The sequence below is a fragment of the Arthrobacter sp. TJ-217 genome (assembly GCF_058269255.1).
The window spans coordinates 319,637-332,552 of the sequence record NZ_JBZCNJ010000001.1 but is presented as its reverse complement, the minus strand read 5'-3'; the positions used below and the strand labels follow the sequence as shown (position 1 = coordinate 332,552).

The 12,916-nt window shown below is 68.0% G+C and carries 10 protein-coding genes; 5 read left to right on the top strand and 5 right to left on the bottom strand.

Translation table 11 applies throughout. From position 1 onward, the window contains the following. Positions 1 to 260 precede the first annotated feature (260 nt). Together AC4D2R_RS01665 and AC4D2R_RS01660 are read left to right on the top strand one after the other, a co-directional pair. Positions 261 to 1,691, top strand: a complete 1,431-nt coding sequence (locus AC4D2R_RS01665; protein WP_490936838.1) for an AAA family ATPase — start codon at positions 261 to 263, stop codon at positions 1,689 to 1,691. Between the two features lie 37 nt (positions 1,692 to 1,728). Beyond that, positions 1,729 to 2,592 (top strand): MBL fold metallo-hydrolase, encoded by an 864-nt coding sequence (locus AC4D2R_RS01660; protein WP_490936836.1) that lies wholly within the window; start codon positions 1,729 to 1,731, stop codon positions 2,590 to 2,592. Here AC4D2R_RS01660 and AC4D2R_RS01655 read toward each other — a convergent pair. Then, positions 2,589 to 3,515 (bottom strand): phosphatase PAP2 family protein, encoded by a 927-nt coding sequence (locus AC4D2R_RS01655; protein WP_490901017.1) that lies wholly within the window; start codon positions 3,513 to 3,515, stop codon positions 2,589 to 2,591. The two genes, AC4D2R_RS01660 and AC4D2R_RS01655, sit on opposite strands and share 4 nt — an antisense overlap. Before the next feature lie 116 nt (positions 3,516 to 3,631). Between AC4D2R_RS01655 and AC4D2R_RS01650 the strand changes: the two genes are divergently transcribed. Continuing rightward, positions 3,632 to 4,651 (top strand): o-succinylbenzoate synthase, encoded by a 1,020-nt coding sequence (locus AC4D2R_RS01650; protein ID WP_490936834.1) that lies wholly within the window; start codon positions 3,632 to 3,634, stop codon positions 4,649 to 4,651. Positions 4,652 to 4,779: 128 nt separating this feature from the next. Next, positions 4,780 to 6,843 (top strand): PhoX family protein, encoded by a 2,064-nt coding sequence (locus AC4D2R_RS01645; RefSeq protein WP_490936832.1) that lies wholly within the window; start codon positions 4,780 to 4,782, stop codon positions 6,841 to 6,843. A 20-nt stretch (positions 6,844 to 6,863) separates the two neighbouring features. Here the strand turns inward: AC4D2R_RS01645 and AC4D2R_RS01640 are convergent, their stop codons facing one another. The 4 genes from AC4D2R_RS01640 to AC4D2R_RS01625 are packed head-to-tail and all read right to left on the bottom strand — an operon-like array spanning position 6,864 to position 11,393. Then, on the bottom strand, positions 6,864 to 7,943 hold the full coding sequence (locus AC4D2R_RS01640) for an SDR family oxidoreductase (RefSeq protein ID WP_490936830.1): 1,080 nt from the start codon (positions 7,941 to 7,943) through the stop codon (positions 6,864 to 6,866). A 59-nt stretch (positions 7,944 to 8,002) separates the two neighbouring features. Beyond that, the gene (locus AC4D2R_RS01635; RefSeq protein WP_490936828.1) at positions 8,003 to 8,776 is read right to left on the bottom strand and encodes an SDR family NAD(P)-dependent oxidoreductase; all 774 of its coding nucleotides are present in this window, start codon (positions 8,774 to 8,776) and stop codon (positions 8,003 to 8,005) included. Next, the gene (locus AC4D2R_RS01630; RefSeq protein ID WP_490936826.1) at positions 8,773 to 10,449 is read right to left on the bottom strand and encodes a flavin-containing monooxygenase; all 1,677 of its coding nucleotides are present in this window, start codon (positions 10,447 to 10,449) and stop codon (positions 8,773 to 8,775) included. The genes AC4D2R_RS01635 and AC4D2R_RS01630 overlap by 4 nt, the downstream gene beginning before the upstream one ends. Before the next feature lie 29 nt (positions 10,450 to 10,478). Further along, positions 10,479 to 11,393 (bottom strand): alpha/beta hydrolase, encoded by a 915-nt coding sequence (locus AC4D2R_RS01625; protein WP_490936824.1) that lies wholly within the window; start codon positions 11,391 to 11,393, stop codon positions 10,479 to 10,481. 314 nt (positions 11,394 to 11,707) lie between these two features. On the opposite strand from AC4D2R_RS01625, the gene AC4D2R_RS01620 reads away from it, so the two are divergent. After that, complete coding sequence (locus tag AC4D2R_RS01620; protein ID WP_490936822.1) at positions 11,708 to 12,862, top strand: substrate-binding domain-containing protein; 1,155 nt, start codon at positions 11,708 to 11,710, stop codon at positions 12,860 to 12,862. The last annotated feature ends 54 nt before the right edge of the window (positions 12,863 to 12,916 follow it).

Sequence of the window (12,916 nt, the reverse complement as noted above, 5' to 3'; positions counted from 1 at the left end):
CCGGACGCCACTACCACCACCGGAACCCGCCGTCGCCAGAAGACGGCGGCGGGCGCCGGCCCCGCCGCCCACCCCGTTCGCGACTAGAATCCGATCATGGACCTCCGTCGAGACGGCAGCTCTCCCCGCTACCCCGGGGCGGTGGGGTGGTGAGCTGCAGACTCGGCCGGGGCAGGGCCGGTGCAGGGGTCCGGAAACCTCCGCGGGGACTCCCACCTCCCGCCCTATTGCGGCCGCCGCTGCGCTGGTAGGGTGCGCGCATGGGGGAAGACATCAGCAGATTCATCAACGATTTCGCGACGCTCGTACGGCTTGCACAGTCGGGCCTCGAACCGGATCCGAAAGGGGAACGGCTGCTTTCGGTGCTCAGCGGGCACCTGGGGCAGCCCGCCGAGGACCTGCCCGTGGTCCTCGAGGAGGTCCGCTCGCACCGCTTCGTGGACGTCGACATCCTCGTGGCGGAGGAAGTTGGAACGGACCCGGAGGCCCGGCTGATCGGAGTCGGCGGAGAGCAGCGCCACCACGTCTCCCTGAGCGACATGCTGCAGCGGTCGGGAATCTTCCCGCAGTTCTCGGTATCCCAGCCCGACTACACGAACGTGGCCGTGGGCCCGGACGAGCAGAGGCAGGCGGTGGCCCTGGGCATCTGGCTCTTCCACCGGAAGGGCGTGCCGCTGGTGGTGATGCAGCGCAACGCCTCGCCGAACTACGGCCGGATGACGGTGTCCCTCGAGGTGCTCTCGCCCGACGCCGGGGCCGGTGCCGAGTTCCTGGCCGGACTGCGCCGGCGCCTGCAGAACGAGAGTATCCTCAAGGGGCAGGTGATTTCCCTGACCCTTGAGGAGTACGGTTCCCAAACCGCCGGGGTCACCATCCACGCCCGGCCCAGCCTCTCGGCCGCCGACGTCGTGCTCCCGCCGGGGCTGCTCCAGAAAATCTCCGCGCACGCGCTCGGCATCGCCGTCCACCGGGAGGCGCTTAGGGCCAGCGGCCAGCACCTGAAGCGCGGCATCCTGCTCTATGGCCCGCCGGGGACCGGGAAAACCCACACGGTGCGGCACCTCCTCAGCGAAAGCCACGGCACGACGGCGATCCTGCTCTCCGGGGGTTCACTGGCCCACATCAGTGAAGCGGCGAGGATGGCCCGCGCGCTCCAGCCCTCAATCGTGGTCCTCGAAGACTGCGACCTTATCGCCGAAGACCGCAGCTTCGGGCACGGACCCCAGCCGCTGCTGTTCGAGGTGCTCGATGCCATGGACGGGCTCGACGACGACGCCGACGTTACCTTCGTGCTGACCACCAACCGGGCGGACCTGCTCGAACCCGCTCTGGCGCAGCGGCCCGGAAGGGTGGACCTGGCGGTGGAGATTCCCCTTCCGTCGGAGAAGGAACGGGCAGAACTGGTTACCCTTTACTCCCGGGAGATCGGCTTCAGCACCGAAGCGGTCGCCGAGGCCGCCCGCAACACCGCAGGGACAACCGCGTCCTTCGCCCGCGAACTGGTCCGCCGGGCGGTCGTGGCCGCGGCCATCGACAATGCGCGGGTTGCCGACGTGCATCTGCGCGGTGCCGTTGACGACCTGATGGCCGACAGTGCGGCCCTGACCCGCAGCCTCCTCGGCAGCCGGTCCGACACCGGATTCGACCGGTACGGCCACGCCGCACCGGATGCCTCCGGTCCGGCGTTCTAAACTGGAGGCCCCCGTACCCCGTCCGAGAGGAAACCCAATGCCTTTCCAACCCCCTCCGCTTGAGCCGGACACCGCGCGGCAGGAACTCGGCGAGGGGATCTGGCTCCTGCGGGGCTCCGCGGGCGGCGCCAACACAGGGCTGGTCGTGGGAAGCGAGCGGGCACTCGTCATCGACACCGGCGCCGGTCCGCGCCAGGCGGGCGAACTCCACCGGCAGGTCAGGGAGGTGACCGAGCTGCCGCTGGTCGTGGTCACCACCCACGCCCACGCCGACCACTACTTCGGCAACGGCCACTTCGCGCAGCAGGGAGCACTGGAGTTCTGGGGCACCTCGCGCTGCGCCGAGGTGATCGCGGAGCAGGGCGAGAAGCGCCGCGGTGCGGTTGCGGAAGCCGAACCGGAGATGGCGGCCGCCGACGGCGGAAGCACGGTGATTACCGGGCCAAACCGGCTGGTCGAAGGCAAGCCCGTGGACCTCGATCTCGGAGGAGTCTCCGTGACGCTCTTCCATCTGGGCAGGGGGCACACGGACCACGACCTGCTGGTCGGTGCCGGAAACGTGCTCTTCACCGGCGACCTCGTGGAGGAGGGGGCCGACCCCAGTTTCGAGGACTCCTTCCCGGCCGACTGGGTCCGCACTCTCTCGAAGATGGTCTCCCTTGAAGACCTCTACGACGTGTTCGTTCCCGGACACGGCAGCCCGGTCGGTGTGGAGTTCGTGACAACCCAGATGAACAAGATGCGCTCGGCAATCCGGGTAACGAAAACGGCGATGGATGAAGCCTCAATCGACATGACGAAGGCGATTCCGATCCTTCCGTACGGTCCGGAACAGTCGAGGGCGCTGCTCATCCGGCTGCGCACGCTCGCCCATTGGAACTGGCTGGCGCGCAAGCATTAGCGCCGGCGCCGGGACTCCGGGGCAAGCCGGGCCTGGGAACTGAACAGCCAACCTGCGGCGGCCGAAAGGGTGAAACCCACCCCGACGATCGAAGAAAGCCCCGACCAGAAGAACAACGGCACCCGTGCCGTTCCCGGGACCGGTGCCGGGCCGACCTGCTGGGCATATAAATACAGCGCAACCGAGAGGGCGGCCCCGAGCAGGCCGGCAATCCAGCACAGCGCCAGCCAGACCCGTGAAGAGGCCCAGTGGCTGCCGAACCCGGACCACGCATTCCAGGCGTCCCCGGTGCGCATGATGAGCAGCCCGCCAACCAGCGTCCAGGTGCCTACCACCAGCAGGGCCGCGATCACGTCGGCCGGGCGGTGCCACAGGTTGATGAACGTCGCGGATCCGGCGACCACCGAGTAGAGGCCTCCCGCCGCGGCGGTAAAGGGGCGCCAGCGGGGCGATACCACCATGAACACGGCGGCCGCGGCTGACGCCGCAAGCGTTGTATGCCCCGAGGGTAATGAATTGAAATCGAGGGTGGGAACGCCGCGGTCGGGCCGGTCGAGCACCACATGCTTGAGCAGCTGCGTTGTGAGGTTGGCCGCCGCGATCGAACCGAGCGCAATGCCCGCGGCAACCCACCGCCGCCGTGCCAGGGTCACAAAAAGGATGGTCGCCGCGGCAAGGACCACGGAGATCAACGGCAGGCTGTCGAGGAACCGCAGCACGGGCAGCTTCGTGTCGGGGGCGGCCACCCCGGCCTCGGCCCACGCTGACTCGTCGGCGAACTGGCCGGAGCTGGTGCGCACGAATGCCCAGTAGGTCCATCCGAGCGCCAGGGCGCACGCAAACGCGCCCACCACGAACAACGCCGGGGTGCGCGCGGCACGTGACCGACGCGGCGGCCGGCTTTGTCCTCGCTGCAGGGTCATGCAGGCAACTTTTCCATACCCGGCTGGGAGTTCCGTAATCAGTTCGTGACGCGCACCACCGTGCCGCTTTCATCCGGCCGTGGGGGAGTTCGTTCGTTATGTCCTACCCTGAAGCCGTGAGCACACAGCATTCGGCGCCCCCGTTTCTTCCCTCCCTGGCGGAGCTGAAGGAACGCTCAAGGGTGGTCGCGCTGCCCATGCGGGTCCGCTTCCGCGGCGTCACCGTCCGTGAGGCGCTGCTGTTCGAGGGCCCGGCGGGCTGGGGGGAATTCTGTCCCTTCCCGGAGTACGGGGATCCCGAAGCCGCCAGCTGGCTGCGGTCAGCCCTCGAAGCGGCCTGGCTGGGGTTCCCTGAGCCGCTGCGGGAGAGCGTGCCGGTCAATGCGACGGTCCCGGCGGTCGCGGCGGCCGACGTCGAGCGCGTCCTCACCCGGTTTGGAGGCGTTGATGCAGTCAAGGTCAAGGTGGCCGAACGCGGCCAGCAGCTGGCCGATGACATCGCACGGGTCGCCGAAGTGCGGCGGCTGCTGCCTCACGCTGCCCTGCGCGTTGACGCCAATGGGGGCTGGAACGAGCAGGAGGCGCTCAGAGCGCTCACCGCGCTTGCAGAACACACGCTCGAATACGCCGAGCAGCCGGTTCCGGGCATCGCCGGCCTGCGCTCGGTGCGGCTTGAGCTGCGCCGCAGGGAGCTTCCGGTGCTCATCGCCGCCGACGAAAGCGTCCGGCGGGAGGAGGACCCCCTGAGGGTGGCCCGGGAGGACGCGGCCGACCTGCTCGTCATCAAGGTGGCTCCCCTGGGCGGGGTGCGGCGTGCCCTGGACATCGTCGCCCAGGCCGGTCTTCCGGCCGTCGTCAGCTCGGCACTTGACACTTCGGTGGGCATCAGCGCCGGTGTGGCGCTTGCCGCAGCGCTTCCTCAGCTCCCGTATGCGTGCGGCCTCGCGACGGTTTCGCTCATGGCCGGTGACGTCGCCGAGGACCGGCTCGTGCCTGACGGCGGCGTTCTGCCCGTCCGCACTGTCCGCGCGTCCCCGGAGCTCCTTCGAACCTTCGCCGCCCCGGCAGAGCGGGAGCGGTGGTGGCTTGAACGGCTTGTTCGCGTTCACGGTATCCTGGCCGGGCCGGCGCGGTAGCCGGACGGGTGCCAGATGTTCAGGCGGGCTTTGCCCGGAGTTAACCCGGATGAACTGCCACCGTCGGGTCGGCTTGCCAGTGTGGGTCGACGAACCACCCGCCCGCTTGTCCCCCGGAAGGCCCCTCCATGAGCGAAACCACCCGCCGTCTGCTCCCCATGCTCGGACACACCAAAGGCAAGCGCAGTCCCGTCACCTGTGCGCTCAAATGCGACAACGCCTGCTCCTCCGCGGTGTGCAACACGTCCGACAACAATTACTTCCGCGACATCGTGTCCACCGAGTTCTCCCGCCGCAACATGCTCGGGGCAGGCGCGGTGGGTGCGTTCGCCCTGCTTCTGGGGAATGCGGCGGGCCCCGGAGCGGGCCTCTCCCCGGCGGCCGCCCACCAGGGCGGTGCCGCCCGCAGCCGGCTCGCCTTCACCGCCATCGCCCCGGTCGACGCCCTGGTGGACGACGTGACGGTTCCGAAGGGCTTCGCCTGGAAGCCGGTGATCCGGTGGGGGGATCCGCTGTTCGCCGATTCCCCGGAGTTCGACCCGCAGCACCAGACGGCGGCGGCCCAGGCCCGGCAGTTCGGGTACAACTGCGACTACACGGACATCCTCCCGCTCCCCGGCAGCAAGGGGCGCCGGGCGGTGCTGTTTGCCAACCACGAATACACAAACGAGTCGATCATGGTTCCTCCCACCCTTGCGGCCGCCGAGGTGCGCGGGATCGGCAAGGCCGCCCACGGCCTGTCCGTGGTTGAGCTTGAGCGGAAGAACGCCGCCAAGCCGTGGAACTACGTGCAGGGGGCCCCGTTGAACCGGCGGTTCCTCACCAGCACCGCCTACCAGCTCACCGGGCCGGCTGCCGGATCGGACCTGGTGAAGACGATCGACGATCCGGGCGGCCGCACCATCCTCGGCACGCTGGGCAACTGCGCCGGCGGGACAACCCCGTGGGGGACCATCCTCTCCGGGGAAGAAAACTTCAACGGGTACTTCGTCAGCGCCGGAACGAGCGCCGGGGACCGCCGCTACGGGCTGGGCTCCAAGCCGACGGCCCGCGGCTGGGAAATCGACGAGGCACGCTTCGACACGCGGAACCCGGGCTACGAAAACGAGAAGCACCGCTTCGGCTACATCGTGGAGGTCGACCCGTTCGACCCAACATCGACGCCCCGCAAGCACTCCGCGCTTGGGCGTTTCAAGCACGAGGGGGCCAACGTGAGCGTGGCGCCGGACGGGCGGGTCGTTGCCTATTCCGGAGACGACGAACGGTTCGACTATCTCTACAAGTTCGTCTCAACCAACACCGTCCAGCCCGGGCACACCCCGGAGGCGCGGCGGGCGAACATGGACCTGCTCTCCAGGGGCTCCCTCTACGTGGCCCGGTTCCAGGGCAACTCAGTGCCGGAAATCAACGGCTCCGGCGCCCTGCCCTCCGACGGCGCGTTCGACGGCGTCGGCGAATGGTTGCCGCTGCTGCTCGACAATGAATCGGCGGTGCCCGGCATGAGCACGGCCGAGGTGGCCGTCTTCACCCGCCTCGCCGCCGACAAGGTGGGGCCCACGAAGATGGACCGCTGCGAGGACGTCGAACCCAACCCGGCGACCGGCAAGGTGTACGTGGCGTGCACCAACAACACCAACCGGGGCACCGGCACCAACGCGGCGGCCGACGAGGCGAACCCGCGCACCGCCAACCGCGACGGGCACGTGGTCGAGCTGACGGAGGCCGGCGGCGATGCAACGGCGACCCGCTTCACCTGGAACCTGCTGCTGGTATGCGGGGACCCGGCGAAGAACCCGACCGCCTACTTCAGCGGATACCCGGCCGACAAGGTGTCACCAATCAGCTGCCCCGACAACCTCGCCTTCGACTCGGCAGGCAACCTGTGGATCTCGACCGACGGGCAGCCGGGCACCATCGGCTACTGCGACGGACTGTTCAAGGTGGGCCTCGAGGGTCAGGAGCGGGGCCGCGTGGAACAGTTCCTCGCCGTGCCCCGTGACGCCGAAACCTGCGGGCCGATCATCCACGACGCCGAACGGATCGTCTTCGTCGCCGTCCAGCACCCCGGCGAGGACGGAAGCTGGGCCAACCAGGTCTCCCGGTTCCCCGATTACGTGCCGGCCGGCGCCCGGCCGGCCGGCGGTGAAGCCGCACTGCCGCGCCCGTCGGTGGTCCAGGTGTACCGGGGCTGAGGGCGGGAACGGGCCGACCGTCACGGGATGATGCGGTCGGCCCGGTAGCGGTCGAACAGCGTGGTGAAGGCATCCTCGGTGCACCTGTACCCCGTGAAACCGGCAAGCCTGCTCTTGCTCATGTCCGCGACGACTTCGATCTGCCGGCCGAGGTCGCCGTCGGTGTGCCACCAGGAGGCAACCCGGTTCAGGTCGTCCTCGACCAGTCGGTGCTCGCTGGCGATCTCCTTCCACACGGCCTCCATGCCCTGCATCTGCACCGCCAGGGGACGCGGGGATTCCTCGGGTCCGACGGGCTCGAGGCCGAAGTAGCCGGCCACGCGGGACCACATCCGGCGCCAACGGAACACGTCCCCGTTGACGATGTTGTACGCCTCGTTCGCGGCCTCCGGAGCGGTGGCCGCCCAGATCATGTGTTCGGCCAGCAGTCCCGCATCGGTCATGTCGGTCAGGGCGTTCCACTGCTGCTGGGACCCGGGAAAGACGAACGGCAGGTTCTCCCTCCGGCAGATGGATGCCTGGGCGGCGAGGGTCAACCCCATGTTCATCGCGTTTCCCACGGCATGACCGATCACCGTGTGGGCCCGGTGCACCGACCAGGTGAACCCCTGCCGCTTTGCGGCAGCCCACAGCTCGTCCTCCTGGGCGTAGTAGAAGTTATCGACAGGGAGCCGGGACTCTTCCTCGTGGAAGGGCGTGTCCGGCATCTCCCCGGCGGCGTACGCCTCGAACGGGCCGAGGTAGTGCTTCAGCCCCGTCATCAGAGCCACGTGCTGCACCGGCTTCCCCTCGAGGGCCCCGAGCAGGTTGCGGAGCATCCCGCCGTTGACCTCGATGTTCTCCCGCTCGGTCGGCCGCGGAGACCAGGCGGTGAAGAACACATGGGTGGGCCGCTCGCCGGCCAGGACCGTGCGCAGCTCCGCCGGTGAGCCGAGGTCGGCGGCAAGGTGCCTCACTCCGTCCTGCTGGGCCCCCGGTGTGCGGGACAGGGCCAGCACCTGCCACCCCGCCTCAACCAGCCGGTCGCGGAGGGCCGAACCGGCGATGCCGCTGGCCCCGACCACCAGGGCGGTTCCGATACGTGGTGCGTTGGTTTCCATTCAAGCTCCTTTGTTCTCCGACCGGTGCCGGGATGCTGGTACATGGCCTGGGGTGCTGGTCAGCGTGCGGTGTAGCCTCCGTCGAGGGGCAGGTTCACCCCGGTCACCCACCCGGCCTCGTCCGAGGCCAGGTACAGCACGCCGTAGGCGACGTCCGAGGGCCGTCCGAGCCGCTTGAGCGACTGGCGGGCGGTCATCATCTTTTCGTAGGCGGGCAGTCCGCCGTCGTAGGCCGCAGCGATCCCCTCGACGAGGGGAGTCAGCACGGTGCTCGGATGCACCGAGTTGACCCGGATGTTGTACCGGCCGTACGTCGCCGCGTCCTGGCGGGTCTGCATCGTCACTGCGCCCTTTGCCACGTGGTACGGGGTGAACTCGTCGTTGCCGACCAACCCGTAGATGGACGAGAAGTTCACGATCGATCCTCCGCCGCCGGTGATCATGTGCGGAACCACGTGCTTGGTCGCGAAGAACACTCCCTTCACGTCGACGGCGAACAGCGCGTCCCACTCCGCCTCCGACACCTCGTGGGTGGGCTTGTCCACGCCGATGATTCCGGCACAGTTGACGAGGATGTCGATGGTGCCGAACTCCGCAACCGCCGCCGCCACGCCCGCCGCAACGCTCTCCTCGGCGGCGACATCCACCGGCCAGAAGCGGGCCCGGCCCCCGGCGGCGGTGATTCCCTCAGCGGTTTCGGCACCGGCCGGACCGTGAAGGTCGGTGACAGCCACGGCCGCGCCCTCCTGCGCGAAGAGCTCGGCCGTGGCCCGGCCCATCCCGGAGGCTGCGCCGGTGATGAAGGCGACCTTGCCCTCGAGCCGGCCGGTCATGCTGTCGCCGGCTCCTTCGAGGCGTCGGCGGAGGCAAGGAAGTCGCGGTAGCCGTTCTCCTCGGCCTTGCGGCAGAACTCCTGGTACACCTGCCCGCCTCCCATGTAGACGAGGAACGTCTCCGGCTTTCCGGGGACGTTCTCGCCGAGGAACCAGGCCTTCGCCTTCTTGCCTTCCGAGTACATCACCGTGGACTTGCCTGCGCGTTCCACCTCCTCGGCCCACCACTGCTCCGACGCCGGCGTCGCCTCGAACCGCTCGACGCCGTTCTCCTCCGCCCACCGGATGGCCCGCTGCAGCCACTGGGCGCCGAGCTGGATCGGTACGGGCAGGTTCGAGTAGGGGGTCTGCGGACCAAGTGACATGAAGAAGTTGGGGAAGCCGTGGGCGTTGATGCCGAGGTTCGAGCGCAGGCCCTCGGCCGCCCACTTGTCGCGCAGGGTGACCCCGTTGCGGCCCACGATATCGATGTTCGTCAGCGTGCCGGTCATCGCATCGAAGCCGGTGGCGAAGATGAGGACGTCGAGTTCGTACTCGGTGCCGCCGACGCGGACCCCCTTTTCGGTGATCTCGGTGATCGGAGTGGTCTTCGTGTCAATCAGGTGCACGTTGCCCCGGTTGAACGTGGCGTAGTAGTTGTGGCCGGTGGGCACGCGCTTGCCGTTGAATGAGTAGTCGTGCGGGCTCAGCAGGTCCGCTGTGGCCGGGTCGGTGACGATCTCGCGGATCTTGCCGCGGATGAACTCCGAGGCCAGTTCGCTCGACTCGTGGTTCGTCGCGAGGTCGTTGAAGCACTCATTCGCGAAGTGGAAGCCGCCCTCGTTCCATTTGCTCTCGAAGATCCGCTGCCGCTCCTCGGGGGAGACCTCAAGGGCGCTGTGTTCGGCCGGCTCCATGGCGACGCCGAACGGGTGCTGTGCGGCCTTCTCATAGATCGCGTCGTAGTTTTCGCGCACGTGCTGCATTTCCTCGGGAGTGACCGAGTCGTTCGTCGTCTCCACGATGAAGTTCGGGGTGCGCTGGAAAACGAAGAATTCCCCGACCTCGGGCGCGATGGTCGGCACGATCTGGATGCCCGAGGCGCCAAGGCCGATCAGGCCCACCCGCTTGCCGGCCAGCGAGGCGCCCTCCCTGGGCCAGTGCGCGGTATGGAACTTCGCCCCCTTGAAGCCCTCGATGCCGGGGATGTCGGGGTAGATCGCCTGCGACAGCACACCCATGCCGCTCACAAGGTACTTCGTTGTCAGCTTCGTGCCGTCGGAGAAATTGACGGTCCACAGGTTCGTGGCCTCGTCGTACACGGTCGAGTCGACGCGGCGGTTGAGCTGGATGTCCTTGCGCAGATCCAGCCGGTCGGCCACGAAGTTGAGGTACTTCAGCACCTCGGTGCCCGAGGGGTACCGCTCGGTCCAGGTCCATTCCTCGCGGACCTCCTTGGAGAAGGAGAAGGAGTAGTAGCTGTATTCGCTGTCCGTGCGGACGCCGGGGTACCGGTTGCTCCACCAGGTGCCGCCGATTCCGTCGGCGCCGTCGACGACGAGCGTGTTGAGCCCGATCTCGCGCAGGTGGTGCAGGACGGCCAGGCCCGAGAAGCCGGCCCCGATGACGATGGCGTCGTAATCCGCTCCCGGCGTCGCTGCCGGGCGGGGTGCGGTTTGGGAAATATCGGTCATGGGAGGGTTCCTTTCGAAAGGTGGGGTGGTTAGCCGGCGGTCCGGCCGGAGCGGTACCAGGCGGCCATGTTCTTTATTTCGGCGTCGGCTTCGGGCAGGTTGCCCGCCTGCAGGGGGAACACGTGCTGCATCCCGGCGCCCACGGAGAGGGTCACGTCCACTCCCGCGTGGTCGGCGAGCTTGTGAAGGCGTTCGGCGTCGGCGTACAGCGATTCGGTGTCGGAGACGCCGATGTAGAGGGGCGGGAAGCCGGTGAAGTCGGCGTACAGCGGGTTGACCAGCGGGTCGGTGGGGCTCGCCCCGCCCGAGAGGTAGCGGTCGATGTTGCCCTGCAGCCCCTCGCGCGTAATGAGGAAATCGGTGTCGTTGTTCGTCTCGATCGTTTCCCCCGAGTTCTCCATATCGAGCCAGGGGGACATCGTGATGACCCGCTCCGGGTGCGGCTCCCCGCCCTGGAGCAGCCGGAGCACCAGGGCAATGGCGATGCTCGCTCCCGCGCTGTCGCCCACCGGCGTGATGTCCGAGGCCTTGATGCCGTCGGCGATCAGCGCCCGGTACACGGACTGGGCGTCGTCGATCTGGGCGGGATAGGGGTGCTCGGGCGCGAGCCGGAAGTCGACGACGAAGGCGCTGGTGCCGCACGCCTTCGCGAGGTGGGCGGCGAGCTTGCGGTGGCTCGATGCCGATCCGAGCGCGAACCCTCCGCCGTGGAGCACCAGGAGCACCTGGCGGGGATCGGCGTCGAGCGGGGTGACGAGGATGCCGCGCACGCCGCCGACCACCGTGGTGCGGTAGGTGACGTCTTCGGGTTCGGTCGTGGCCCGCTGCCAGTCCTCGAAGATCCAGCGGGTCATCTGGAGGGACATATCGGGGTTCGCCGAAAACTCGGCGCTCCACTGGGCATACATTTCGCCGAGCAGGTCGGTCGGCTGGTTTTCAGGCATTCAAGGCTCCTCAGGGTTGGGGATTGTTCAAGGATGGCCGCGCGGATCCGCCGGTGGAGGCGTTGTCGCAAAATGATGCACCGGTGTCTCAGGGTGAGGCGTTCGCCCCGGGGCCGGGTGCCCAAGACTCGTAGACAAGCCAGGCACACGGCCCGAACGTCTTGTTCCACAACCAGCACCACGCGGAAATCGGCAGGACCCGTCAAGGACGACGGTGAGCATCCGGCACCCCGGCGGACCTTCACCGCAGTCCACCAGCTGGGGTCCCGGTCCGTCCGGCCGGCCCCAACACCACTCATCAGAAGGAAGATCCCATGTTCCAAACGAAAACAGCGATGGCGGCCGCGGCACTGCTCGCCGCTCTTCCCCTGGCCAGTTGCTCGACCGGTGCGTTGTCGAGCGACGGCGACGCCGCAGCCGGGGCGGACTCGGATTCGGGGTCCGGGGAGATCACCGTCGGGGCCACCGGCGTACAGGGCGACCTCCAGGAGATCAGCGAATTCTGCGGTGAGAAAGACCTCAAGGTCGCGCTCGCCGACGGGTTCGGCGGCAACTCCTGGCGCAAGATCACCCGTGCGATCTTCGAAGAGGAGGCCGCGAAGTGCCCCAACATCACCGAGGTGCTCTACACAGATGCCCAGGGCGATACGCAGAAGGCGATCTCCGACATTAACTCGCTCGTCGCCCAGGACGTCGACGTCATTGTCACCTTCGTCGACGGCGGCGAGGCCCTGCTTCCAACGATCAAGAAGGCGACAGCCGCCGGAGTGAAGGTCGTCCCCTACGTCGGCTCTCCCGGCGGCACTCCCGGAACGGACTACGTCGACTTCGTCGCCGAGGATGTCAAAACCTACGGCAAGAACCTCGCGGAGTGGACCATTGAGACAATGGGCGGCTCCGGCAACCTGGTGATGCTCGGCGGGATCGCCGGCAACTCGTACTCGCAGGGCGTCTTCGACGGCGTGAAGGAAGTGGCCGCCGCCAACCCCGACATCAAGCTGCTCAATGAGGAAGGCCCGGTCGCCACCGACTGGGAGCCCGGGAAAACCCAGCAGGTCGTCGCCGGGCTGATCACCAAGTACGGCGACATCGACGGCATCGTTGCTGACTACGGTGGAGGCTCGGTCGGCGGTATCCGCGCCTTCCAGGCGGCCGACAAGCCGCTTCCGGCCTGGTCCGCCAACGACTCCAACGAGTTCGCCTGCCTGTGGTACGAGCACAAGGACGCCGAGCCCAACTACCAGATCGCCACCGAATCCTCCCGGAACTGGATCGTCTCGGCCGCCCTGCACAAGGGCCTCGCCGCGGCCAACGGCCTTCCCAACGACGAGCCCTCCATCTACAACCTCGAAATCATCGAGGACTCGACCAACCCCGACCTCCAGCCCAAGTGCGAGAAGGAACTGCCCCCGGACGCCATCCTTTCCTCGGGGCTGACCGTCGACTCGCTCAAGAAGCTCTTCCAGTAACCACCCGGTTCCGGGCCGGCGGATGCCGGCCCGGAACGTCAACCCTTCCCCCCC

What these genes read in the sequence shown, in the direction of transcription:
- AC4D2R_RS01665 (WP_490936838.1), top strand. Translation starts at nt 261, where the DNA reads ATGGGGGAAGACATCAGCAGATTCATCAACGATTTCGCGACGCTCGTA.
- AC4D2R_RS01660 (WP_490936836.1), top strand. Translation starts at nt 1,729, where the DNA reads ATGCCTTTCCAACCCCCTCCGCTTGAGCCGGACACCGCGCGGCAGGAA.
- AC4D2R_RS01655 (WP_490901017.1), bottom strand. Translation starts at nt 3,515, where the DNA reads ATGACCCTGCAGCGAGGACAAAGCCGGCCGCCGCGTCGGTCACGTGCC.
- AC4D2R_RS01645 (WP_490936832.1), top strand. Translation starts at nt 4,780, where the DNA reads ATGAGCGAAACCACCCGCCGTCTGCTCCCCATGCTCGGACACACCAAA.
- AC4D2R_RS01640 (WP_490936830.1), bottom strand. Translation starts at nt 7,943, where the DNA reads ATGGAAACCAACGCACCACGTATCGGAACCGCCCTGGTGGTCGGGGCC.
- AC4D2R_RS01635 (WP_490936828.1), bottom strand. Translation starts at nt 8,776, where the DNA reads ATGACCGGCCGGCTCGAGGGCAAGGTCGCCTTCATCACCGGCGCAGCC.
- AC4D2R_RS01630 (WP_490936826.1), bottom strand. Translation starts at nt 10,449, where the DNA reads ATGACCGATATTTCCCAAACCGCACCCCGCCCGGCAGCGACGCCGGGA.
- AC4D2R_RS01625 (WP_490936824.1), bottom strand. Translation starts at nt 11,393, where the DNA reads ATGCCTGAAAACCAGCCGACCGACCTGCTCGGCGAAATGTATGCCCAG.
- AC4D2R_RS01620 (WP_490936822.1), top strand. Translation starts at nt 11,708, where the DNA reads ATGTTCCAAACGAAAACAGCGATGGCGGCCGCGGCACTGCTCGCCGCT.